We start from the raw sequence: 24,919 nt of genomic DNA on the forward strand, positions 1-24,919 counted from the left end.
CGGCCTTCCGTCTCCTCGCACCCTCGTGCCTCGGCCGCACCCCGAAGAACCGAGAGCACGCCCGCAAGCCGTCCCCGGACCCGGACCACCCGCCCGCCGCCTGGCGCACCGTGCCTCACGAGGCCCGGTCGCGCGCCTTACGCCGACCGGTACGGGGCTGGGAGCACGGGCCCGGCCCCTGCCTCGCCGCCCCGGCTACGGGGAGCCTCCGCCGATCCGGGAACCGCCTCCCGCGAAGCACCCCGCTCACGCCCCGGCCCCGTCTCCCGGACGTATCCGGTGACGGGGCCGCGGGGCGTCGACGCACGGTGTCGCGTCAGGACCGCTTCGGCGGAGCCGCGGTGTCCGCCTCCTCGCGCCGCGCCAGCCGGCTGTGGCTGCGGCTGTACAGGAAGTACACGACGACGCCGATCGCCATCCAGATGCCGAACCGGACCCAGGTCTCGGCGGGCAGGTTGAGCATCAGCCACAGCGAGGCGGCCACCGACACGATCGGCAGCACCGGCACCCACGGGGTGCGGAACGCGCGGGGCAGGTCGGGCCGGGTGCGGCGCAGGATGAGCACGCTGATCGCGACGATGACGAAGGCGAACAGCGTGCCGATGTTCACCAGCGCGGCCAGTTCGTTCAGCGGGGTGAAGCCGGCCAGGATCGCGATGAGGACACCGAGCAGGATGGTCGGCCGGTGCGGGGTCTTGAACCGGGGGTGGACCCGGGAGAAGAACCGGGGCAGCAGTCCGTCGCGGCTCATCGCGAAGAAGACCCGGGTCTGGCCGAGCAGCAGGATCATGCAGACGGTCGTCAGGCCGACGGCGGCGCCGAAGCTGATGAAGCCGGCGTACCAGGGGTGTCCGGTGGCCTTGAAGGCGTCCGCGAGCGGGGCGTCCACGGACAGTTCGGTGTAGTGCTGCATACCGGTGACGACGAGCGACACCAGGACGTACAGCAGGGTGCAGATGAACAGCGAGCCGAGGATGCCGCGGGGCATGTCGCGCTGCGGGTTCTTGGTCTCCTCGGCGGCCGTGGCGACGATGTCGAAGCCGATGAAGGCGAAGAACACCACGGACGCGGCGGTGAAGATGCCCATCACGCCGAAGTTGGCCGGGGCCCAGCCGAACATCAGCTGGATGAGCGGGGAGTCGAGACTGTCCCCGGCGGGCACGGGCTTGGAGTCCGGGATGAACGGGTCGTAGTTGTCGGCGGTGATGAAGAAGGCACCGGCGATGATGACGACCAGGACGACGGTCACCTTGATGGCGACGACGACCGTGGTGACCCGGGCGGACAGCTTCATGCCGAGGACCAGGATGCCGGTGAGGACCAGCACCAGGGCGGCGGCGAGGATGTCGAAGCCGAACACGTCGGAGCCCTCGCGGCTGCCGAGGGCGGCGGGCATCTCCCAGCCCGCGTTGTCCAAGAGCGACTGGATGTAACCCGACCAGCCGACGGCCACCACCGCGGTGCCGAGCGCGAACTCCAGAACGAGGTCCCAGCCGATGATCCAGGCCGGCAGCTCGCCCAGGGAGGCGTACGAGAAGGTGTACGCCGAGCCCGCCACGGGGACGGTGGAGGCGAACTCGGCGTAGCAGAGCGCGGCGAGGGCGCAGACGACACCGGCCACCACGAAGGCCAGGGCGGTGGCCGGACCGGCGTTGTCCTTGGCGACGGTGCCGGTGAGGACGAAGATGCCGGTGCCGATGATGACACCGACACCGAAGACGGTCAGATCCAGCGCGGACAGGGACTTCTTGAGGGCGTGCTCGGGCTCCTCCGTGTCGCGGATGGACTGCTCTACCTTCTTCGTCCGAAAGAGGGGGCTTGTCACGGGTACCTCCCACGCTTGTCGTCCTCGACATGATCGAGAGGGGGCGTGGTTCGTCTGCCCCGGCGCGGGCCCCTTCACGCGAACGGGCCGCGCGCGCCACACTTCACGGTGGCACGCGCGGCCCGTTCGGACCACGTGCGCGCGGCCGGACCGGTGACGGCGGGTCGCGCGGACGGCGGGTCAGTCCCTGGCGGGTTCCACCGAGTCGACGGCGTCCGCGGAGGAGCGCTCGGTGGGGGTCCCCCCGCTCGAGCGGAGCCGAGAGTGGGGGAGGCCGTCCAGCTTGGCCACCAGGCCGGTGACCTGACGGGCGACGTCCGGGGCGGTCAGCCCGATCTCCGCCATGACCTCGGCGCGCGAGGCGTGGTCGAGGAAGCGCGGCGGGATGCCGAAGTCGCGCAGCGGCATGTCCACCCCGGCGTCGCGCAGGGCCTGGGCGATCGCGGAGCCGACACCGCCGACGCGCGAGTTGTCCTCGACGGTGACGACGACGCGGTGCTTCGCGGCGAGCGGGGCCATGGCCTCGTCGACGGGCTTGACCCAGCGCGGGTCGACGACGGTGGCGGAGATGCCCTGCCGGTCCAGCAGGGAGGCGATCTCCAGGCACATCGGCGCGAGCGCTCCCACGGAGACGAGCAGCACGTCGGGCGTGTCGGTGCCGGGCTCGCGCAGCACGTCCATGCCGCCGACGCGGCCCACGGCGGGCACGGCGGGGCCGACGGCGCCCTTGGAGAAGCGCACCACGGTGGGGGCGTCCTCGACGGAGACGGCCTCGCGGAGCTGGGCGCGGACCTGGTCGGCGTCGCGCGGGGCGGCGAGCCGCAGGCCGGGCACGACCTGGAGGAGCGACATGTCCCACATGCCGTTGTGGGAGGCGCCGTCGGTGCCGGTGATGCCGGCCCGGTCGAGCACGAACGTCACACCGCACTTGTGCAGGGCCACGTCCATGAGCACCTGGTCGAAGGCGCGGTTCAGGAAGGTGGCGTACACGGCGAAGACGGGGTGCACGCCCGCGTGGGCGAGGCCGGCCGCGGAGACGGCGCCGTGCTGCTCGGCGATGCCGACGTCGTAGACGCGGTCGGGGAAGCGCTTGGCGAACTTGTCGAGGCCGACCGGTTGGAGCATGGCGGCCGTGATGGCGACGACGTCCTCGCGCTCCTCGCCGAGCTTGACCATCTCCTCGCCGAAGACGGACGTCCAGTCGGCGCCGGAGGTGGCGATCGGCAGGCCCGTGTCGGGGTGGATCTTGCCGACGGCGTGGAAGCGGTCCGCCTCGTCCTGGAGGGCGGGCTGGTAGCCGCGGCCCTTCTCGGTGATGCAGTGGACGATGACCGGGCCGTTGAACCGCTTGGCACGGGCCAGCGCGGACTCCAGGGCCTCGATGTCGTGGCCGTCGATGGGGCCGACGTACTTCAGGCCGAGGTCCTCGAACATGCCCTGCGGGGCGATGAAGTCCTTGAGGCCCTTCTTCGCGCCGTGCAGGGTGTCGTAGAGGGCCTGGCCGACGACCGGGGTGCGCTCCAGGAGGTCCTTGGTGCGGGTCAGGAAGCGCTCGTAGCCGTCGGTGGTGCGCAGGGTCGCCAGGTGGTTCGCCAGGCCGCCGATGGTGGGCGAGTAGGAGCGCTCGTTGTCGTTGACGACGATGACCAGCGGGCGGTCCTTGGCGTCGGCGATGTTGTTGAGCGCCTCCCAGGCCATGCCGCCGGTGAGGGCGCCGTCGCCGATGACCGCGACGACGTGGCTGTCGTCCCGCTTCATGAGCTGGTTGGCCTTGGCGATGCCGTCGGCCCAGCCGAGCACCGTGGAGGCGTGGCTGTTCTCGATGACGTCGTGCTCGGACTCCGCCTGCGAGGGGTAGCCGGAGAGGCCGCCCTTCATCTTCAGCTTGGAGAAGTCCTGCCGGCCGGTCAGCAGCTTGTGCACGTAGGACTGGTGGCCGGTGTCCCAGAGGACCTTGTCCTTCGGCGACTCGAACACCCGGTGCAGGGCGATGGTGAGCTCCACCACACCGAGGTTGGGGCCGAGGTGGCCGCCTGTCTTCGAGACCGCGTCGACGAGGAAGGTCCGGATCTCCCCGGCCAGCTGGTCGAGCTCCTCCAGGGTGAGCCGGTCCAGATCGCGCGGTCCCCTGATGCGGGTCAGCAGCGGCACCCGTGCCTCCTTGCAGTAGAGCTGATCGAGCTGTTGCCGGGCGGGTCGAGTCTAATCTTCCGCTCAACCGATCGTTCCCAGGGCGGTGCGTCGTACATCACCCGTTCGGGCAGTACCCCGGTGGGACGCCCCTACGACACGACTGTGCCCGGCACCTGTGAAGGCACCGGGCACAGCCATGACCCAAGGGGCACGGGACCGTATCGACGGGGGCTCCGCCGCGTGGGCGCGGCCGGCCGGAACCGGCCCGCGGCCGAACGACTAGGCCTAGGCGCGTCCCGCGGTCTTCTGCGTCTTCCGGGTGACGGCGTCGATGACGACCGTCGCCAGCAGCACGCCACCGGTGATCATGTACTGCACCGGGGAGGCGATGCCCTCCAGCGCCAGCCCGTACTGGATGGACACGATGACCATCACACCGAGCAGCGCGTTCCAGGTGCGGCCACGACCGCCGAAGAGCGACGTGCCACCGATCACCGCGGCGGCGATGACGTTCATCAGGAACTCACCGGTACCGGCGCCCTGGTTGGCGGAGGCGATCTTCGAGGCGACGAACAGACCGCCCATCGCGGCGAAGGTGCCGGCGATCGCGAAGACCGAGATCCGGACCATCTCCACGTTGATGCCCGCACGGCGGGACGCCTCGACGCTGCCGCCGAGCGCGAACACCTTGCGGCCGTAGGCGGTGCGGCGCAGCACGAAGTCCGTGAGGACCAGGAAGGCCAGGAAGATCACCACGGCCAGCGGCAGGCCCTTGTACTGGTTGAACACGATCGCGACGGCGAAGGCCAGGACCGCGAGCAGCGCCGTACGGACGATGATCTCGTTCAGCGGACGGGAGGGCACCCCGGCGGCCTCGCGGCGGCGGTTGTCGAAGAACGCGGTGAGGAAGTACGCCACGGTCGCGAACAGCGCCAGACCGTACGCGGCGGCCACGTCGGTGAAGTAGTAGCTGGTCAGCTTGACGACCAGGCCGTCGGAGTCCAGGTTGATGGTGCCGTTGTCACCGAGGACCTGGAGCATGAAGCCCTGCCAGAACAGCAGGCCGGCCAGGGTGACGGCGAAGGCGGGGACGCCGATCTTGGCGAAGAAGAAGCCGTGGATCGCGCCGGCGACCGTGCCGGTGAGGATCGCCAGCACGAGCGCGAGTATCTCGTTCATGCCGTGCGTGATGTTCAGCACGGCGAACGTGGCGCCCGCGACACCGCTGACGGAACCGACCGACAGGTCGATCTCGCCGAGCAGCAGGACGAAGACGATGCCGACGGCGATCATGCCGGTGCCGACCATGGCGACGGACATGTCGGAGAAGTTGCCGGCGGTGAGGAAGTTGCCGTTCAGGCTGGTGAAGATGGCCCAGATGACCAGCAGGCCGACCACCACGGGGATGGAGCCGAGGTCACCCGCCTTCATCTTCCGCTTGAACTCGTTCAGGTAGCCGGCCAGGCCCTGCTCGCGCACCAGCAGCCGGGGGTCGACCGCGGTGACGGCCTTGGCGGCCGCGTCGGGGTTCGCCGCGGAGTGGTCCTCGGCGGTGGGGGTGGAGGTCTTCTCGGTGCTCACTTCTTGATCTCCCCATTGGTGCGCGCCGCACGACGGGTCACGGCGTTGTCCGTGGCGCCCGTGATGGCGGAGATGATTTCTTCCTGCGAGGTCGACTTGACCTCGAAGACGCCGTTGTTGCGCCCGAGGCGCAGGACGGCGACCTTGTCCGCCACGGCCTTCACGTCGGCCATGTTGTGGCTGATGAGGATGACCGCGTGGCCGCGCTCGCGCAGCCGCTCGACCAGGTCGAGGACCTGCGCGGTCTGCTCGACGCCGAGGGCGGCGGTGGGCTCGTCCAGGATGACCAGCTTGGGCTCGCCGAGCATGGACCGGGCGATGGCGACCACCTGGCGCTGACCACCGGACAGCGAGGCGATCGGGATGCGGACGCTGGGGATGCGGATCGACAGGGTGTCGAGGAGCTCGCGGGAGCGGCGCTCCATCTCCACCTCGTCCAGGATGCCGCGCCTGCGCAGCTCCCGGCCCAGGTAGAGGTTGCCGACGACGTCGATGTTGTCGCAGAGCGCGAGGTCCTGGTACACCGTCGCGATGCCCAGGCTCTGGGCGTCGTGCGGCTTGTTGATCTGGACCGGCTTGCCGTCCCACTCGATGACGCCTTCATCGATGGGGTGCACGCCGGCGATCGTCTTGACCAGCGTGGACTTTCCGGCTCCGTTGTCGCCCACCAGGGCGACCACTTCACCGGCGTGGACCTCAAGCTCGACGTCGGTGAGCGCCTGGACGGCACCGAACCGCTTGGAGACCCCGCGCAACGCCAGCACGGGCGTAGCGGACACGTGAACCATCTCCTTCGCCGCCTGACCCGGCGGGAGGTTGTGCAAGGGATTGGGGGGTGTTCCGTCCGGCGCCCCGCGTAGCTTGCGGGGCTGGTGTGTGCGGGGCGCCGGCGGAAGCGCTGGGCAGTCGTCCCGTCGGGGAGTCCGGGTCTACGGACTCCCCTGGTCACGGGGTGCGGGACTGCTTACTTGAGGCCGATCGCGTCGCAGGCGGCCTTGTACTTGTCCGTGCAGATCTCCTGGACGGTGTAGATGCCGTCCTTGATCACGGTGTCGTTGATGTTGTCCTTGGTCAGCGAGACGACCGGGACGATCACCGACGGGATGCCCTTGTCGGTGGGGCTGTCGACCTTGTCCTTGGCGATGGAGTCCAGCGACTTGCCCTGGGCCAGCGCGACGGCCATCTCCGCGGCGACGTTCGCCTCCTGCGGGTACGGCTTGTAGACGCTCATGTACTGCTCGCCGGTCACGATGCGCTGCACGCCCGCGAGCTCGGCGTCCTGGCCGGTGACCGGGATGTTCTTCAGGCCGGCGGCCTTGAGGGCGGTGATGATGCCGCCCGCCATGCCGTCGTTGGCGGAGTAGACGCCGACGATCTTGTCCTTGCCGAGGGCGGAGATGGCGCCCTCCATGTTGGCGTTGGCGTTCTCGGGCTTCCACTCCTTGGTGTCGTACTCGCGCCCGATCTTGACCTTGCCGTCGAGGACGGAGTGCGCGCCCTCCTTGAACATGGCCGCGTTCGGGTCGGTGGAGGAGCCGTTCATCATGACGATCTGGCCGCTCTTGGCCTTGCCGCCCAGCGCCTTGAGCAGGGCCTCGCCCTGCGTCTTGCCGACGGTCACGTTGTCGAACGACGTGTAGGCGTCGATCGGACCCTCGGCGAGGCGGTCGTAGGCCACGACGGGGATGCCCGCGTCCTTGGCCTTCTTCACGGAGCCGGCGATGGCCTTGGAGTCCACCGCGTCCACGATGAGGACGTCGACCTTGTTGGTCACCATCGTGTCGACCTGCTGGTTCTGCAGGCTGGCGTCCTGCTTGGCGTTGGCGTAGACGACCTCGCCCTTGTTGTTCGTGAGCTCCTTGACCTTCTTCTCGATCAAGGGCTTGTCGAGCTTCTCGTACCGCGCGGTCTGGTTCTCCGGCAGGAGCAGACCGACCTTGATGTTGTCGCCCTTGGCGGCGGAGTCGCCCGAGTCGCTCTTGTCGCCGGACTCGGCGGCGCTGCCACAGGCGGCGAGCGAGACGGCCATCGCACCCGCGGCGATGGCGAAGGCGGCACGACGCATACGCGTGTTCACTTCTACAAACCTCCCTGACGAGGCCGCGTCGTTGCGGCCGAGGTGGCTGGAAGTCAACTCGGCCGCACGTGCGACGTCAAGAAGTAAATCCTTAACGAGATGGCAACGGTGCCATCCGTTCTCTAAGTGAAGGCAGGAGTGGAGGCGGCGAGGGACCCCGTCGCAGTTCCGTCCAGAAGGGTCGAATCACCCATCTCGCCCAGCGCCAGCGCGAGGGCGCCGAGCACCTCGGCGCGCCCCCCAAGTGCCCCTGGAAGCACGGACAGTTGGCGCGCGGCACTGGGGATGGCGTAGCGTCCCACGGACTCCCTTATGGGGCCCAGGACCAGCTCCCCGGCCTCCGCGAGATCACCGCCGAGCACGACCCTGCTCGGGTTCAGGAGGTTGCACAGATTGGCCACACCGCTGCCGATGTGGCGGCCCACGTCGGCGATCACCCGACGGCATCCCGGGTCGCCGTCCCTGGCCATCCTCACGACGCCTTCCATGGTCAAGTCCGTGCCGTGGCTGGGCTGGAGCAGCGGCAGCACGTAGCGCGCGGCCGTGAAGGTCTCCAGGCAGCCGCGGTTGCCGCAGCGGCAGACCGGGCCGGACTCGTCCAGGGTGATGTGTCCGATCTCCCCCGCCGTGCCGCCCGGGCCTCGGTAGATCTTCCCACTGATCACCAGGCCGGCGCCGACACCGCTGGCGACCTTGATGTACGCCAGGTCGCGCACACCCCGGCCGCTCCCCCAGACCATCTCGCCGAGGGCGCCCAGGTTGGCGTCGTTGTCCACGTGCACCGGCACGCCGAGCCGCCCCCGCAGCTCCTCGGCGGGACGGGTCCCGGACCAGCCGGGCAGGATCGCGGTGGACCCGAGCGTGCCGGACTCCACGTCGATCGGTCCCGGCACGCCGAGACCGACGCCCGCGACCTTGGACCGGTCCACGCCGGTGGCCTCGATCAGCCGGTTGACCAGCTGTTCCGCCCGGTCGAAGCCCTGCGAGGAGGAGGCGTCCACGTCCAGCGGCTCCGCCTCCTCCGCGAGGACCTGGTGGGCCAGGTTGCCCACGGCGACGCGCAGGTGGGTGTGGCCGAAGTCGACCCCGATGACGATGCCGGCGTCCCCGCTCAGCGATACGCTGCGGGCCCGGCGTCCCCCCGAGGAGGTGGGGGTGACCTCGACCGTCCCGTGCTCCTTCAGTTCCCGGACGATGTTGGAGACCGTGGCCGCGGACAGGCCGGTCGTCCTCGCGATCTCCGCCTGGGTCAGGGAACCCGCCAGACGTACTGCTCGGACGACCCGCTCCAGGTTGGCCCGGTGCAGCGACGACTGCGACCCCGGAGTCTCCATTGACTCTCACCCTCATCCCTGGCCCGCGTCACCCGGGGGTGACGAGGCCTTGTACAAGTTATGAAGTCCAAGCTCCGCTGAATCGCCCAGTGCCGTCAAGACCTTGACAGAAATCGGTTCCAGGCCGTGTCCGGCCGACTACGCGGTGCGCCACAGGGGTCCGGCCCCGGAGGACTGTCCCTCCGGGGCCGGACCCCTGTGCACGACGGGTGGAGCGGCGGTGGGCGTCAGCGGAAGGTCCCCTGCGACACCGAACCGGCGATCCGCCGCTGGAAGACGCAGTACACGATCAGTACGGGCACCACCGTGATCACGATCGCCGCGAACAGGGCGCCGTAGTCGATGTCGTAGACCTGCGAGGACGCGTACGCGGCCATGCCCTGGGTGAGGACCCACATGTCCTGGTCGGTGTTGAGCGCCACCGGCAGCAGGAACTGGTTCCACAGCCCCAGGAAATTGAAGATCGCCACCGCCGCCATTCCCGGACTGGCCATCGGCAGCATCACCTGGAAGAACGCCCGCCAGTCCCCGGCACCGTCGATCAGCGCGGCCTCGTACACGTCGTGGGGCAGCGACCGGAAGAACGAATAGAGGAAGAACATCGTGAACGGCAGCGCGAACGCGACATAGGTGAGAATCAGCCCTGGACGCGTGTTCAGCAGCCCGAAGTTCTGCAACTGGAAGAAAAGCGGAACGATCGCCAGAAAGACCGGAAAAGTCAGGCCGGCGAGCATGACGTAGTAGATCAGCCGGCGGCCGGGGAACTCGAACCGGGCGAGAATGTAGGCGCACATCGCGCCGAGCAGCATCACCAGGATCAGTGCCGAGACCACGACGATCGCGGAATTCAGGAAATACCTTCCGATGTTCGCGTCGGTCCACGCGTTCGCGTAGTTCTCGATCCGCCAGTGATCCGGCAGCGAGAACGGCGACGAAAGGATCTCACCGGTCGATTTGAACGACGACATCAGCACCCACAGCATGGGCACGATCACGATCACGGACCACAGGACCAGCAGGGCGTGCGAGATCGCCGCGAATCTGCGGTCGCTGCTCACGGCGACGCGCGTCAGCTTCCGGTCTCTCGCCGGTTCACGGTCACCGACCGGCTTCCGGTCGGCGGCGACGACGCTCACCCGGCACCTCCCTCGGCTGCGGCACCCCGAGCTCTGGACCCAGGTGCTTTCCTCTTGCTCTCACCCTCGCCGCCACCCGTGAGGCGGCTGACGAGGAACACCAGCGCCGCGAACACCAGGGTGACGACGGCGAGGACGACGCCCATCGCGGTGGCGTAGCCGAACTGCTGCTTGGCGAAGGCGACGTTGAACAGACGCTGGCTGATCGTCAGGGTCGAGTTGTCCGGGCCGCCGTTCGGCACCATCGCCTGGACGTAGACGAACGCGTCGAGGGCGGCGATGCCCAGGTAGATGTATGCCGTCTGCACACTGTCCCGGATCGCCGGCAGGGTGATCGAGACCGTGGTGCGCAGCCGGCCGGCCCCGTCGATCCGCGCCGCCTCGTACAGCTCGGCGGGAACGCCCTTGATCGCGGCGATGAAGAGCACCGCGTAGAACCCGACGAGCCCCCAGATGATGACGAACATCACCGCCGGCATCGCCGTCGTCTTCTCGCCCAGCCACGCGAACGTGTCGAACCGGTCGAGGCCGAGGCCCGTGAGGACGCCGTTGAGCAGCCCGGCGTTCGGGTCGTACATCTGCGCCCAGATCAGACCGACGATGATCGCCGGCACGACGTAGGGGAAGAACGAGACGATCCGGTAGAACGACGCTCCCCGGATCCCTCGGACGGGGCCCTTGCCCGGCCCTCCCAGGGTGATGGCCACGGCGACCCCGAGGGCGAGCGTCAGCGTCACCAGCGGCACGAAGGCCGCGAGGAGTGCGACGTTGCGCAACGCCTTCAGGAAGATGTCGTCCTGGAACATCTTCGTGAAGTTGTCGAAGCCGACGAAGTTGTAGTCCGGGCTGAAGCCGCGCCAGTCGGTCATCGCCCAGAAGATCGCCTGGCCGAACGGGATCAGGACGAAGATCACGAAGATGGCCAGCGGGACACCGAGGAACGCGAGGAAGAACGTCACCCGGTCGAACGTGAGCTTGCGGCGCCGTGGCCGCCCGCCGCGAGCGGCCGACTCGGGCCGGCGGCTCGCGGTCTCGGCAGTGGGGATGGTGTCCTTCATCGCGGTGCTAGCTGACCTTGACCTTGTCGACGGAGTCGTCCTCCCGGACCTTGTCGGAGATCTTCTGCAGGGCCGAGGTCAGTCCCTTGGCGTCGAGGTCACCGGCGAGGAACGAGTTCCACGGCACCAACTGGTCGGTGTTCATCCCGTAGGTCTCGACGAACATGTAGTTGAAGATGTTGGTGCCCGCGGCCTCCAGCATCGTCGTCTGGGAGACGAGGGCCGTCGATCCGTAACCGTCGGCGGGCACGGTGCCCTTGACGATCGTCGGGGCCAGCTTCGTCTTCGAGAAGTTGGCGGCCGCCTTCTCCGACAGCATCGCCCGCAGCACTTCCTTGGCGCCGGCGGGGTTCTTGCCCTGCCTGGGCACGATGAACGGCTCACCGGCGGCCGCGCGGAGCGACTCGTAGGGCAGCGCCGGCTTGTCGGTGAGCGTCATCGACGGGAAGCCGGTCATCTGGAAGTCGGCCTTCGTGGCCTTCTTCATCTCGTTCTCGATCCAGCCGCCGGACGGGTAGAGCAGCGCCTTCTGGTCGTTGCTCCAGATCGCCTGCGCCTTCTGGAACTGGGTGCCGGAGCCGCCGGGGACGAACATCTTCTGCCTGACCATGGTCTCCATGACCTTGATGACGCCCTGGACGGCCGGGTGCGACCAGCAGCCCTTCTCCAGGTTCTCCAGGGCGAGCCGGACCTCGTCGCCGCCCTCCTTGATCGCCGAGTCGATGAGGAGCGTGCGGTAGTAGGTGGCCGCCTCCTTGCCGTGGACGAAGAGGTACTTGCCCTTCTTCTTCGCCTGCTGCCCGAGGTCGAGCGCCTCGTCCCAGGTCTTCGGCGGGGTCCAGCCGTTCTCCTCGAACAGCGTCTTCGAGTACCAGACGCCGTACACGGTCATCACGTAGTTGAGCGCGACGAACTTGTCCCTGAACGTGCCGGGGGCCTTGACGCCGGGATAGACGATGTCGGCGATCTTCTTGCCCTCGTAGGTGTCGGCCTCGAAGAGGTCGTCCAGTTCCTCCAGTTGGTCGAGGATGCCCAGGAAGCCGATCTGGTCCTCACCGGAGTTGTCGATGAGGTCCGGCGGGTTGCCGCCGACGAAGCGCGGCTGGAGCTGGGGGGCGATGTCGACGACCGGCTTGACCTGGACCTTGAGGCCCTTGACCTGGCTGCCGAGCACCTGGTTGGTGTAGTCGACGTAGTCGGTGCCGTAGCCGCCGTCGAAGATGGCCGCCTCGACCGTGGAGTTCGCGGCGACACCGAACGGGTTCGTGGCGCTCTTCTCGCCCTTCGGGCCGCTGCCGCCGCCGCTGTCCTTGCTGGAGGGAGAGCTGCACGCAACCGCGAACGATCCCACCGCCGCGGTGGCGATGGCCCCGCGCAGGAGCGTCCGCCTGTCAAGAGAGCCGGCACGAATGGTCATCTCTGCATCCTCACTGATCGATTGGCTCGGTACGGGTGTGCTGCGTGTGCGCCCGCCGTGGCCGGACCGGTCCTGTACCGGCCGCACGTGGGGCGTTGTCGCCGTCGTCTCGGAGCCGCGGTGCGGCGCCGGTGATCAGCTGAGCGATGCCGGCCCGGAAGCCGCCGGGGCCGGAGCGGTGGTCGCACTCCGCCTGATCAGATCGCAATGGCCTACGCCGGAAGTGGATCCCATGCTCAAGTCCTCGCCTTCTCCAGGACTCAGGCGGTGAACCGGATCCTTCCCGGCACCGCGTTCGGGTCAAGCTGGGTCGTGCAGGAAGTGCGGCTGGTACTGGTCGGGTGCGGTGAAGATTGCCCCGGAGTGCCGACAGGTATAGTCCACTTCACGCCGACGGAGCAAGATCGAATGCAAGGTTCCCCGTACGTCTTTTCCGAGTTGAGACCTCGCGGAAATAAGAGCCTCGGGCACCTTACGCAACGGAAAAGTCCGCGCCATCGCCTGCGAATGCCACAATCAACCCCTTGACATCACAGTCCACTTGACCCACTACTGGTCCTTGCGCACTGCAATTGACAACGTTGTCCAGCGCAGGGAGGGTGCTCGCGCATGCAACAGAGGGTTCGGCACAGATGGGGAACGGCGGTCGTCGCGACGACCGCCTTCGCTTTGGCCGCGGGCTCACAGGGCGTCGCCGTGGCGCTGCCCGAGGCGCCGCCGAAAACCGACCGGGAGTTCTCCTCGTCGTTCGAGTCCGGGGACCCGGCCCCGGACTGGCTGAACACCGTGGAGACCACGCGGGGCGGCGAGAAGCGCGCCTCGGGCGTGGACGGCGGCTACAGCTCGGGCATCCCGGGCAACGTCACCGACCATGTCACGGGCGTCCGCGCCAGCGCGGAGAACACCGGCGGCGGGGAGGTGAAGGAGAACCTCGTCGACGGCGAACCCGGCAGCAAGTGGCTGGCGTTCGAGTCCACCGGCTGGGTGGAGTTCGACCTGGACGCCCCCGTGAAGGTGCTCCGTTACGCCCTCACGTCCGCCAACGACGCCGCCGAGCGCGACCCGAGGGACTGGACCCTCAAGGGCTCCACCGACGGCGAGGACTGGCAGACCCTCGACACCCGCTCGGGCGAGACGTTCGCGGAACGCTTCCAGACCAGGATCTACGACATCGACCCCTCCGCGGTCGCCGAGTACCAGCACTTCCGGCTGGAGATCACCAAGAACGGCAGCGGCGGCATAGTCCAGCTCGCCGACGTCCAGTTCTCCACGGGTGACGACGAGGCGCCGATACCGCAGGACATGCTGTCGCTGGTCGACCGTGGCCCCACCGGCTCGCCGACGGCCAAGGCGGGCGCCGGGTTCACCGGCAAGCGCGCCCTGCGCTACGCCGGCCGGCACACCGGCGACGGGCGGGCGTACTCGTACAACAAGGTGTTCGACGTCAACACGAAGGTCGAGCGGAACACCGAACTGTCGTACCGTATCTTCCCGTCGATGGCGGACGGCGACCTCGACTACGACTCCACCAACGTCTCCGTCGACCTCGCCTTCACCGACGGCACCTATCTGAGCGACCTGCGCGCCACCGACCAGCACGGATTCCCGCTCACCCCGCAGGGCCAGGGCGCGTCGAAGATCCTCTACGTCAACCAGTGGAACAACGTCGTCTCCCGGATCGGCTCGGTGGCCGCCGGCAAGACCGTCGACCGGATCCTGGTGGCGTACGACTCCCCCAAGGGCGAGACCAAGTTCCGCGGCTGGCTCGACGACGTGTCGCTGAAGCCGGTCAAGCCCGAGCGGCCGAAGGCCCATCTCTCCGACTACGCGGTGACGACCCGGGGCACCAACTCCAGCGGCAGCTTCTCGCGTGGCAACAACTTCCCCGCGACGGCCGTGCCGCACGGGTTCAACTTCTGGACCCCGGTCACCAACGCCGGCTCGCTGAGCTGGCTGTACGACTACGCGCGCGGCAACAACGCGGACAACCTGCCGACGATCCAGGCGTTCAGCGCGAGCCACGAGCCGAGCCCCTGGATGGGCGACCGGCAGACCTTCCAGGTGATGCCGTCGGCCGCCTCCGGCACCCCGGACCTGGGCCGTGAGGAGCGCGAACTGGCGTTCCGGCACGAGAACGAGACCGCTCGGCCGTACTACTACGGGGTGCGGTTCGAGAACGGCCTGAAGGCCGAGATCGCACCGACCGACCACGCGGCGGTGATGCGCTTCACCTTCCCCGGCGACGATGCGAGCGTGCTCTTCGACAACGTCACCGACCAGGCCGGCCTGACCCTCGACGAGGAGAACGGCACCTTCACGGGCTACTCGGACGTCAAGTCCGGGCTGTCCACGGGCGCTACCCGGCTGTTCGTCCACGGCGAGTTCGACAAGAAGGTCGTCGAGGGCGACGCGAGCGGCGTCAAGGGATATCTGCGCTTCGACCCCGGCAAGGACCGCACGGTCACCCTGCGGCTGGCCACCTCGCTGATCAGCGTGGACCAGGCGAAGGACAACCTGCGCCAGGAGATCGGGCGCAAGACCTCCTTCGAGAAGGTCAAGCGGGACGCGCAGCGCCAGTGGGACCGCATCCTCGGCAAGGTCGAGGTCGAGGGCGCCACGCCGGACCAGCTGACCACGCTCTACTCCAGCCTCTACCGGCTGTACCTGTACCCGAACTCGGGCTTCGAGAAGGTCGACGGAAAGTACAAGTACGCCTCGCCGTTCTCGAAGATGCCGGAGCAGGACACGCCGACCCACACGGGCGCGAAGATCGTGGACGGCAAGGTGTACGTCAACAACGGCTTCTGGGACACCTACCGGACGACCTGGCCCGCGTACTCCTTCCTCACCCCGTCCAAGGCCGGTGAGCTGGTCGACGGCTTCGTGCAGCACTACAAGGACGGCGGCTGGACCTCCCGCTGGTCCTCCCCCGGCTACGCGGACCTGATGACCGGCACCTCCTCGGACGTCGCCTTCGCGGACGCCTACGTCAAGGGCGTCGACAGCTTCGACGCGAAGGCCGCGTACGACGCGGCGGTGAAGAACGCCACCGTGGTGCCCCCGTCGTCCGGTGTGGGCCGCAAGGGCATGGCGACCTCGCCCTTCCTCGGCTACACCAGCACCGAGACCCACGAGGGCCTGTCGTGGGCCCTGGAGGGCTACCTCAACGACTACGGCATCGCCAAGATGGGCGAGGCGCTGTACGAGGAGACCGGTGACAGGCGCTACAAGGAGGAGTCGGCGTACTTCCTGAACCGGGCGCAGGACTACGTCAACCTGTTCGACTCCGAGGCCGGCTTCTTCCAGGGCCGTGACCTCAAGGGCGACTGGCGGGTGAAATCCGCCGAGTACGACCCGCGCGTGTGGGGCTACGACTACACGGAGACCAACGGCTGGGGCTACGCGTTCACCGCCGCCCAGGACAGCCGGGGCCTCGCCAACCTGTACGGCGGGCGCAAGGGCCTCGCCGACAAGCTCGACGAGTACCTCTCCACGCCCGAGACGGCCTCCCCGGACCTCAAGGGCTCCTACGGCGGCGTCATCCACGAGATGATCGAGGCGCGCGACGTCCGCATGGGCATGTACGGCCACTCCAACCAGGTGGCCCACCACGCCCTGTACATGTACGACGCGGCCGGGCAGCCCTGGAAGACGCAGAAGAACGTGCGCGAGGTGCTGTCCCGCCTCTACACCGGCAGCGAGATCGGGCAGGGCTACCACGGCGACGAGGACAACGGCGAGCAGTCCGCCTGGTACCTGTTCTCCTCGCTCGGCTTCTACCCGCTGGTGATGGGCAGCGGCGAGTACGCCATCGGCTCCCCGCTGTTCACCAAGGTCACCGTGCACCTGGAGAACGGCCGCGAGCTGGTCGTCAAGGCGCCGAAGAACAGCGCGAAGAACGTGTACGTGCAGGGCCTGAAGGTCAACGGCAAGCGGTGGAACTCCACGGCGCTGCCGCACTCGGCGATCGCCAAGGGCGGCGTGCTCGAGTTCGACATGGGCCCGCGCCCGTCGGCGTGGGGCACCGGCGAGCAGGCCGCGCCGGTGTCGATCACCCAGGACGACGAGGTGCCCGCCCCGCGCGAGGACGCGGTGAAGGGCGAGGGTCCGCTGTTCGACAACACGTCGGAGACCGCCGCCGCGGTGACCGAGGCCGAACTGCCCGTGGAGAAGGCCGCCACGGCGGTGCAGTACACGCTGACCTCCTCCAAGGCCGCCGAGGCGCCCACCGGCTGGGTGCTCCAGGGCTCCGCGGACGGGAAGACGTGGCAGGACCTGGACCGGCGGACGGACGAGTCCTTCCGCTGGGACCGGCAGACCCGCGTCTTCTCGGTGGCGAAGCCGAAGCCGTACGAGCACTACCGGCTGGTGCTGACCGGTGAGGCGACGCTGGCGGAGGTGGAGCTGCTGAGCTGACCCGCGCTCCCCTGGCGGGTCCGGACCTGGTCCGGGCCCGCCTTTTCCTTGCCGTCTCCGCCCGGCTTTCGATCACCGACGGGTACCTCCGGAGCACTCCGGTGGACCAGAATGGAGCCATGACGGACCCGGGGGACTTCGACGCCGCCTGGCTGCCCGACGCCGCGTTCCGCGCGGTCGGCGCCCGCCGTTCACTCGTCCGGAGCGGCCCGGATCCGCTGGCGGACACGGTGCGCGGTGAACTCGCCGGTGCGTGCGCCCGGTTCGGCGGTGCGGTGGTCCGGGACGGCGACGCGGCCGAGTTGGTCCTGGACGTGACCGGCGGCAGCCCGGCCGACGAGAGCTACGCACTGCAACGCACGGACGGGGTCACGACGCTGACCGCGCCGAGCGGGCGCGGACTGCTGTACGGGCTGTTCCACGTCGTGCGGCTCGGTGAGGACGCCTTCGCCGGGGACCTGGCGCCGCGCACGCACCGGCCCGCCCTCGCCACCCGCATGCTGGACCACTGGGACAACGTGGCCGTGCACCCGGTGATGGGGCAGGTCGAACGCGGTTACGCGGGCGGCTCCCTGTTCTGGGCGGACGGCGAGGCGCGCGGCGGCCTCGGCCGGGTGCGGGCGTACGGCAGGCTGCTGGCCGCGTGCGGGATCAACGCCGTCGCCGTCAACAACGTCAACGTGCACGCCACGGAGGCGCGGCTGCTGACCGACCGGACCGGCGACGTGGCCGCGATCGCCGGTGCACTGCGCCCGTACGGCATCCGCACGCACCTCTCCGTCAGTTTCGCCGCGCCGATGCTGCTGGGCGGGCCGGACACCGCGGACCCGCTGGATCCGGCCGTGCGCGACTGGTGGGCGGCGGCGACCGCCCGCGTGTACGAGGAGATCCCGGACTTCGGCGGGTACGTCGTGAAGGCCGACTCCGAGGGCCAGCCGGGCCCCTTCGCCTACGGCCGCTCGCACGCCGACGGCGCGAACATGCTGGCCGCGGCACTGGAGCCGCACGGCGGCACGGTGCACTGGCGGGCCTTCGTCTACGACCATCGCCAGGACTGGCGGGACCGCTCGACCGACCGGGCGAGGGCGGCCTACGACCACTTCACCCCGCTGGACGGGGAGTTCGCGGACAACGCGGTGCTCCAGGTGAAGCACGGGCCGGTGGACTTCCAGGTGCGTGAGCCGGTCTCGCCGCTGATCGGCGCGATGCCGGGCACCCGGCTCGCGGTGGAGCTCCAGGTCACCCAGGAGTACACCGGGCAGCAGAAGCACGTGTGCTGGCTGGGACCGATGTGGAGCGAAGTGCTGCGGTTCCGCCCGGACGGCGAGGTGCCCGCCGGGCGGCTCGCGCACGAGCTGGTCGCGGTGTCCAACGCGGGCGACGACCGGTTCTGGACCGGCCATCCGCTCGCCCAGGCCAACCTGTACACGTTCGGGCGGCTGGCGTGGGACCCGGCGGCGGACCCGCGGGCCGTGCTCGACGAGTGGATCGCGCTGACCCACCCGGGCGCCCCGGACCGGCTGGCCGAAGGGCTGCACGCGATCCTGGACGGCTCCTGGGCGACGTACGAGAAGTACACGGCGCCGCTCGGCGTGGGTTTCATGGTGCAGCCGGGCCACCACTACGGGCCGAGCGTGGACGGTTACGAGTACAGCCCCTGGGGCACCTACCACTTCGCCGACCGTGACGGCATCGGTGTCGACCGCTCCATGGCGACCGGCACCGGCTTCGCCGGGCAGTACGCGGAACCGTGGGCGAAGCTCTACGAGTCCCCTGGCACCTGCCCCGACGAGCTGCTGCTGTTCTTCCACCACGTCCCGTACGGCCATGTGCTGCACAGCGGTAAGACGGTGATCCAGCACATCTACGACACCCACTTCGAGGGCGTGGAGGAGGCCGAGGAGGCCCGCCGGGTGTGGGCGGGCCTCGCGGACCTGGTGGAGCCGGAGCGGCACGCGCGGGCGGCGGTGCGGTTCGAGGAGCAGCTGCGCAGCGCCCGGGAGTGGCGGGACCAGATCAACAGCTACTTCCTGCGCAAGTCCGGGGTGCCGGACGCGCACGGGCGCACGATCCACTGAGCGCCCGTGCGGCCTCAGGCCGTGAAGTGCTCCCGGGTCTCCTCGATCACCGGGCGGGCGGCGTGCAGCAGCGACAGGAGCAGCGGTGCGGCGAGCAGTGCGGGCAGCGCCTCGGTGAGCAGGGCGGTGCCCGCGGCCGTGAGGATCAGCAGGGACAGGGCGCCCAGGGTGGCGCGTGGGTGCTTCGGCAGGAAGTACGCGGCGAGGCGGGCGGTGTCACGGGCGCGGAAGACGAACAGGGCGGTCAGCACCAGCGCGTGGGCGCCCCACAGCAGGCTGCCCATGCCGATCACGGCGAGCAGGATCGCCCACCAGCCGGGCAGCCCCGTGGCCGGGAAGTGGGTGAGGGTGAACGCGATGACCGTCAGCCAGGCGAGCAGCGGCGCCCACAGCTTCAGCGCGGGGACGGCGCCCAGCCGCCAGCCGCGCAGGAAGGCGCGGGACGGGCGGAGTTCGGTGAGGTCGCCGCTGCGGTGGTGCAGGGCGTGGAGTGCCGCGGCGGCGGACGGGCCGAGCGGCAGCAGGCAGAGGGCGGCCAGCGGCAGGTTGGCGGGGTCGGGGGCGAGCAGGAAGAGGCCGGCGAGGCCCGGCGCCGCGGTGAGCAGCAGCAGGGCCTCGACGGTGACGAGCGTGTGGATCAGGGCGGCGGCCCGGGACAGCGGGCCGGTGCCGAAGCCGTCGGCGCGTACGGTGCTCACGCCGGGTCCCCGCCGAGCAGCCGCCGCTCGTCCCACCAGGGCGGCGTCTCGTCGTCCACCGGGGTCAGCTCGACGAGGGTGATCTCGTGGCGGGCAAGGGTGACGGTGAGGTCGGTCCGGCCGTTCTCGACGGGCAGCCGGGAGTGGCTGCGGGCGGGCTCGGAAGCCTCGTGCAGCATGTCGAGCTGCGCGGGGCGCGGGGAGCGGGGGGAACCCGTGTGCCGCCATGCGGTGTAGGCGTTGCCGCGCTCCTCGTCGACGGAGGAGCGGCGCACGAACATCTCGCCGCGCCCGTCGCCGGCCACGGGGAGGGACAGGCGCAGGGTGTGCCGGTCCGGGCCGGGAGTCCCTCCCGTGGGGTCGACGGGGGCCCAGGCGAGGACGGTGATCCGGCCGTCCGCGTGGCGGGTGACCAAATGGTCGTCCCCGCGTGCCAGTTGCTCCTCCCCCATGCGCGCCATGAACGCGTACAGGTGGTAGGTCGGCTTGCGGATCTGGCGGTGGGTGAGCAGGCCGAAGCCGCCGTGGAACAGGGCGGTGGGGATGCCGGTCTCCTCGAAGACGTCGCTGAACGTCCAGTAGGAGAAGGAGTCGGCGTGGTCGCCGCCCGCCGCCACCACGGGTGCGAGGTAGGCGGCGTGGAACGCCGTGTCGTGGATCAGGTTGTCCGGCCGGTAGGAGGAGTTGAACTCGGTGATGTGGACGGGCAGTCCGGCCAGGCGGGTGCCCGCGAGCGCCGTGTGCGGCTGGGCGAACTGGTCGAGCAGGGTGCTCGCCGGGGCGAGGGTCTGGTGGGTGCCGAACGGGACGTTCTGCGCGGGACCGGAGGCGTAGGCGTGCCGCGACACGAAGTCCACCGGCACGTCGCGGTGTTCGGCGAACTCGGCGAACCTCTCCAGCCAGCCGTCGGCGGCCGGGGACAGCGCGGGTCCGCCGACCGCCAGTTCCGCGTCCACCTCCTTCACGGAGTGCGCCGTCGCCTCGTACAGCCGGTGGTAGGCCGCCTCGTCGGCGTCCTGCCAGAACGGGGGCAGGTCGGGCTCGTTCCACACCTCGACGGGCCACGTGCGCACCTCGTCGAGGCCGTAGCGGTCGATCAGGTGGGTGAGGACCTCGCGCACCAGGCGGGTCCACTCCTTCTCGTCGGCGGGCGGGGTGACGTTCCCCTCCCACCAGAACACCGTCTGCGTGCCGGACGCCATCTCCCGCGGCATGAAACCGAGTTCGAGGAAGGGTCGGATGCCGGTGGCGAGGAGGGCGTCGAAGACCTGGTCGAGGTAGGTGAACGAGTGGTGGGTGCGGCGGGAGCCCTGCCACTCGTAGGGGCGGTGGACGCCCATGCCGTCACTGAGCAGGCCGTGGCCGCGCAGACGGCGGAAGCCGATGTCGCGCTGGAGCAGGGCGAGGGAGTCCTGGTAGTCCCGGCGCAGGGCGAGGTCGAGCCGGCCGGTGCCGACGCAGGCGCGCCAGGCGTCGGACAGCCGGCCGGCCGGCTCGGCGGGCACGTGGATCACGCGTTCTCCTTCTGGAAGCGCTCGTACGCCTGGTTGTGCAGCTCGATGAAGCGGTCCATGTTCTTCGCCTTCAGCTCCTTGACGTAGTCGTCCCACTCGGAGAGGGGACGCTTGCCGAGGACGAAGCGCAGGGCGTTCTGGGTGACGTGGTCCTTCAGCGGGGTGTCCCAGAGGGTGGCCTGCTCCTGCTCCTCGGCGCGCAGCGGGTGCGGCGGGTCGGTGGGCAGCTCCTTGCGGGCGGCCATCGCGTCGGTGAACTTCTTCTCGTCGGGGCTGAACGAAGAGGACACCAGCGCCCAGCTGCCGCCGTAGGTGAACACGCCGTTGAAGAAGCCGAAGTCCTTCTGCAGGTCCTTCGGGGCGTCCGGGTCGGAGCCCATGAGCGAGATGCCCGGCTCGAGCCGGTATCCCGCGCCGCCGGAGCGGGTGAACGTGGTGTTCTCCACGCCCCACTTGCAGAACTCCTGGCCGGCGTCGGAGTACCAGAGCCAGTCCACGAACTGCATCAGGGCGACGAAGTCGTCCCGCTCCAAGGCCTCGCTGGAGATCATCAAGCCGTTCTCCAGGCGTCCGCCGCCCATGACGACCTCGCCCGCCGGGCCGAGCGGCACCGGGATCATCTCGATGGTCGCGCCCTTGACCTGCCGCTGGAGGTTGTAGCGGTAGTTCTGCACCAGCTCCTGCGCGTTGGCGCTGATCGCGAAGGACTTCTCCCCCAGCAGCTTCTTCACCGCCTCCTCGTCGGTCTGGGTGAAGCTCTCAGGGTCCATCAGCTTCTCGGCGACCAGCTTGCGCAGGTACTCCACGACCTGGCGGAAGGCGTCCGTGGCGCCGGTGAAGACGAATTTCTCCGCCTCGGCGTCCCAGGTGGTGTTGAGGTAGGACCAGCCGGCGCGGACGCCGTGCGCCTGCCCGAGGTACTGGAACAACGCGCCTGCCGGGAAGGGGGTGTTGGTGCTCCAGCGGTCGGTGAAGGGGAAGCGGTCCGGGTACTCCTCACGCAGCGCCTTCAGCGTCGTGTACACCTCGTCCCAGGTGGTGGGCAGGGCGAGACCGTGCCTGTCCAGGACGTCCGTGCGGAAGGACAGCGAGTACTGCTGGCGCACCTTCTCGTGCAGGCCGGGGAGCAGGTAGTAGCGGCCGTCGGACTGGCGCAGCGAGTCGACCTCCGGCTGGAGGTTCCATCTCCTGACCTTCTCCCGGAAGTTGGGCATCAGGTCCGTGTACTCGCTGACCGGCAGGATCGCTCCGGAGGAGACGAAGGCGGTCTCCGCACCCGGGTAGGTCTTGGGGATGAGCAGCGGGGCGTCGCCCGCGCCGATGAGGAGGCTGCGCTTCTTCTCGTAGTCGCTCAGCGGGACCGGGTTGGCGTCCAGGGTGACGCCGGTGCGGCGGGACAGCTCCTTCCAGAACAGCCAGCTCTTCTTCATCGGGTAGACCGGGTTGTCGTTGTGCAGGACGGTGAAGGTGAGCGGTTCGGTGGCCTTGAACTGCTGTCCCGCGCGGTAGTTCTTCATGGCGCCCGTGCGCTTCTTCGACAGGTCCTTGGTGTCCTCGCCGCCGCCGCTGCCGCAGCCGGTGAGGGTGGCGAGGCCGATGAAGCCCGCTGCGGCGAGTATCTGGCGCCGGGAGAGCTGTCCGTCGTTCTTCACGGGAACTCCTGTGACGTGGGGGGGACTGGGGGGGGTGGGGTGGCTGCGGCCGTCAGCCCTTGACCGCGCCGAGCATCACGCCGGAGACGAAGTAGCGCTGCACGAACGGGTACACGCAGAAGATCGGCAGCGAGGTGAGCACGATCGTGACCGCCTGGATGTTGGCGTTGACCTGGGTGAGGTTCTCGGTCCCCGCGCCGGCTGCGGTGCCTCCGGTGGCGCCGGCGAGGAGGTTGCGCAGATACACCGTGACCGGCATCAGCTCGGTGCGGTCCATGTAGAGGAACGCCGAGAACCAGGAGTTCCAGAAGGACACCGAGTAGAACAGCACCATGGTCGCGACGACCGCCTTGGACAGCGGCAGCACGATCCGCAGCAGGGTGCCGTAGGTGCTGAGGCCGTCGATCTGCGCGGCCTCCTCCAGCTCCGACGGCAGGCTCTCGAAGAAGGCCTTCATCACCAGCAGATTGAAGACGCTGATCGCGTTCGGCAGGGCGACGGCCCAGACGCTGTTCTTCAGCCCGAGGCTGGTGATCAGGACGTAGTTGGGGATGAGGCCGCCGGTGAAGAACATGGTGAACACGGCGATCCCGACGAGCGCGCCGCGGCCCTTGAGGTGGTGCTTGGACAGGACATACGCGTAGCAGGTGGTCAGCACCATGGCGACGGCGGTGGCGACGACCGTGTAGAGGACGGTGTTGCCGTAGTTCCGCCAGAACATCGAGTCGGAGAAGACGATCTCGTAGGTGGTGAGGTTGAAGCCCTTGGGCCACAGCGTCACGTCACCGGCGCGGATCTCCTTCTCACCGCTGAACGAGCGGGCGACGATGTTGACGAAGGGGTACAGCGTGACCAGCACGACCAGGGTGAGGATCACGCCGTTGACGCCCTGGAAGACGCGGTATCCCCGGGAGGGGCGGATCGTGCTCACCACAGGCTCGTCCCCACCGTGCGGCGCGACAGCTGGTTGGCCGAGGTGATCAGCACCAGGCCGATGACCGCCTCGAACAGGCCGATGGCGGCGGCGTAGCTGAAGCTGTTGGACTCCACACCCGTGCGGTAGAGGTACGTGGAGATCACGTCGGCGGTGGGATACGTCAGCGGGTTGTACAGCAACAGGACCTTCTCGAAGCCGACGGCCAGGAACGTGCCGATGTTGAGGATCAGCAGCGTGATCATGGTGGGGCGGATGCCGGGCAGGGTGACGTGCCAGATCTGCCGCCAGCGGTTCGCGCCGTCGATCCGGGCGGCCTCGTACAGGTCCTCGTCGATGGTGGTGAGCGCGGCGAGGTAGAGGATCGTGCCCCAGCCGGCGGTCTGCCAGATCTCGGAGCCGACGTAGATGGTGCGGAACCAGTCGGGCTCCTGGATGAACCGGACCGGGTCGTGCCCGAACCAGCCGAGGACGTGGTTGACCGGGCCGTCCGTGGCGAGCATCTGCAGTGCGATGCCGGCGACGATCACGATGGACAGGAAGTGCGGCAGGTACGACACCGACTGCACGAATCGTTTCAACGACCTGCGGCGGACCTCGTTGAGCAGCAGGGCGAGCACGATGGGGATCGGGAAGCAGAAGACGAGCGTCAGCCCGCCGATCCACAGGGTGTTGCGGAAGACCTGCCAGAACGTCGGGTCGGACAGGAACATCTCGACGTAGCGCAGGCCCACCCAGTACTCGCCGAGGATCGACCCGCCCGGCTCGAAACGGCGGAACGCGATCACGTTGCCGATCATCGGCAGGTAGCGGAACACCAGGAAGAACAGCAGCGGCAGCACGGCCAGCGAGTAGAGCTGCCAGTCCTTGCGCAGCGCGCGCCGCCAGCCGGTGGGCGAGGGCGACCGGATGCGTCGGCGAGGCGAGGGCGCGGGCGGCGGATCCTGGGTGCCCGGAGGCGGAGCCGACGTGGTGGAGCTGCTCATTGCCCGGGCCTCCCGTGCCTGACACAGAACCGAAACTTTCGAGCGCCTACCGGTAACTTGCGGCAACTTATGAGTCGTAG

General features: G+C 69.1%; 16 protein-coding genes. 2 read left to right on the forward strand and 14 right to left on the reverse strand.

Annotated features, from left to right (window positions below):
- Positions 1-316: 316 nt before the first annotated feature.
- The 9 genes from ACF1AG_RS07600 to ngcE all read right to left on the reverse strand — a co-directional run bounded on the left by ACF1AG_RS07600 (position 317) and on the right by ngcE (position 12,495).
- Positions 317-1,825 carry an amino acid permease gene (locus ACF1AG_RS07600; protein WP_359601369.1) on the reverse strand — a complete coding sequence of 503 codons (1,509 nt, stop codon included), beginning with the start codon at positions 1,823-1,825 and terminating at the stop codon, positions 317-319.
- Between the two features lie 180 nt (positions 1,826-2,005).
- A complete protein-coding gene (dxs, locus tag ACF1AG_RS07605; RefSeq protein WP_359601368.1) occupies positions 2,006-3,976 on the reverse strand; it encodes a 1-deoxy-D-xylulose-5-phosphate synthase in 1,971 nt (656 codons plus the stop codon).
- Between the two features lie 267 nt (positions 3,977-4,243).
- Positions 4,244-5,539 (reverse strand): sugar ABC transporter permease, encoded by a 1,296-nt coding sequence (locus ACF1AG_RS07610; RefSeq protein ID WP_359601367.1) that lies wholly within the window; start codon positions 5,537-5,539, stop codon positions 4,244-4,246.
- On the reverse strand, positions 5,536-6,327 hold the full coding sequence (locus ACF1AG_RS07615) for an ATP-binding cassette domain-containing protein (RefSeq protein WP_359601366.1): 792 nt from the start codon (positions 6,325-6,327) through the stop codon (positions 5,536-5,538). The genes ACF1AG_RS07610 and ACF1AG_RS07615 overlap by 4 nt, the downstream gene beginning before the upstream one ends.
- Before the next feature lie 176 nt (positions 6,328-6,503).
- Complete coding sequence (locus tag ACF1AG_RS07620; protein WP_359601396.1) at positions 6,504-7,604, reverse strand: sugar ABC transporter substrate-binding protein; 1,101 nt, start codon at positions 7,602-7,604, stop codon at positions 6,504-6,506.
- 134 nt (positions 7,605-7,738) lie between these two features.
- On the reverse strand, positions 7,739-8,950 hold the full coding sequence (locus tag ACF1AG_RS07625) for an ROK family transcriptional regulator (RefSeq protein WP_359601365.1): 1,212 nt from the start codon (positions 8,948-8,950) through the stop codon (positions 7,739-7,741).
- 227 nt (positions 8,951-9,177) lie between these two features.
- Complete coding sequence (locus tag ACF1AG_RS07630; RefSeq protein WP_359605680.1) at positions 9,178-10,086, reverse strand: carbohydrate ABC transporter permease; 909 nt, start codon at positions 10,084-10,086, stop codon at positions 9,178-9,180.
- The gene (locus tag ACF1AG_RS07635) at positions 10,083-11,144 is read right to left on the reverse strand and encodes a carbohydrate ABC transporter permease (protein WP_391809467.1); all 1,062 of its coding nucleotides are present in this window, start codon (positions 11,142-11,144) and stop codon (positions 10,083-10,085) included. The genes ACF1AG_RS07630 and ACF1AG_RS07635 overlap by 4 nt, the downstream gene beginning before the upstream one ends.
- A gap of 7 nt (positions 11,145-11,151) precedes the next feature.
- Positions 11,152-12,495: an N-acetylglucosamine/diacetylchitobiose ABC transporter substrate-binding protein gene (gene ngcE, locus ACF1AG_RS07640; protein WP_359605682.1), complete on the reverse strand. Its 1,344-nt coding sequence runs from the start codon at positions 12,493-12,495 to the stop codon at positions 11,152-11,154.
- A gap of 675 nt (positions 12,496-13,170) precedes the next feature.
- Here ngcE and ACF1AG_RS07645 point away from each other — a divergent pair.
- Together ACF1AG_RS07645 and ACF1AG_RS07650 are read left to right on the forward strand one after the other, a co-directional pair.
- Positions 13,171-16,977 (forward strand): GH92 family glycosyl hydrolase, encoded by a 3,807-nt coding sequence (locus ACF1AG_RS07645; RefSeq protein WP_391809468.1) that lies wholly within the window; start codon positions 13,171-13,173, stop codon positions 16,975-16,977.
- Between the two features lie 119 nt (positions 16,978-17,096).
- Complete coding sequence (locus ACF1AG_RS07650; protein WP_391809469.1) at positions 17,097-19,055, forward strand: alpha-glucuronidase; 1,959 nt, start codon at positions 17,097-17,099, stop codon at positions 19,053-19,055.
- Positions 19,056-19,069: 14 nt separating this feature from the next.
- Here ACF1AG_RS07650 and ACF1AG_RS07655 read toward each other — a convergent pair whose 3' ends face one another.
- From ACF1AG_RS07655 to ACF1AG_RS07675, 5 genes are read right to left on the reverse strand one after another with little or no spacing between them, the layout of a single operon-like run.
- A complete protein-coding gene (locus tag ACF1AG_RS07655) occupies positions 19,070-19,753 on the reverse strand; it encodes a hypothetical protein (protein ID WP_391809470.1) in 684 nt (227 codons plus the stop codon).
- Positions 19,750-21,267 (reverse strand): xylan 1,4-beta-xylosidase, encoded by a 1,518-nt coding sequence (locus ACF1AG_RS07660; protein WP_387795499.1) that lies wholly within the window; start codon positions 21,265-21,267, stop codon positions 19,750-19,752. The genes ACF1AG_RS07655 and ACF1AG_RS07660 overlap by 4 nt, the downstream gene beginning before the upstream one ends.
- Positions 21,264-22,919, reverse strand: a complete 1,656-nt coding sequence (locus ACF1AG_RS07665) for an extracellular solute-binding protein (RefSeq protein WP_359605670.1) — start codon at positions 22,917-22,919, stop codon at positions 21,264-21,266. The genes ACF1AG_RS07660 and ACF1AG_RS07665 overlap by 4 nt, the downstream gene beginning before the upstream one ends.
- A gap of 52 nt (positions 22,920-22,971) precedes the next feature.
- A complete protein-coding gene (locus tag ACF1AG_RS07670) occupies positions 22,972-23,853 on the reverse strand; it encodes a carbohydrate ABC transporter permease (protein WP_359605669.1) in 882 nt (293 codons plus the stop codon).
- Positions 23,847-24,839, reverse strand: coding sequence for an ABC transporter permease subunit (locus ACF1AG_RS07675; protein ID WP_359605667.1), 993 nt, complete (start codon positions 24,837-24,839; stop codon positions 23,847-23,849). The genes ACF1AG_RS07670 and ACF1AG_RS07675 overlap by 7 nt, the downstream gene beginning before the upstream one ends.
- Positions 24,840-24,919 lie beyond the last annotated feature (80 nt).

Origin of the sequence: Streptomyces sp. NPDC014764 (assembly GCF_043082785.1) — a bacterium.
Taxonomy (GTDB): domain Bacteria; phylum Actinomycetota; class Actinomycetes; order Streptomycetales; family Streptomycetaceae; genus Streptomyces; species Streptomyces althioticus.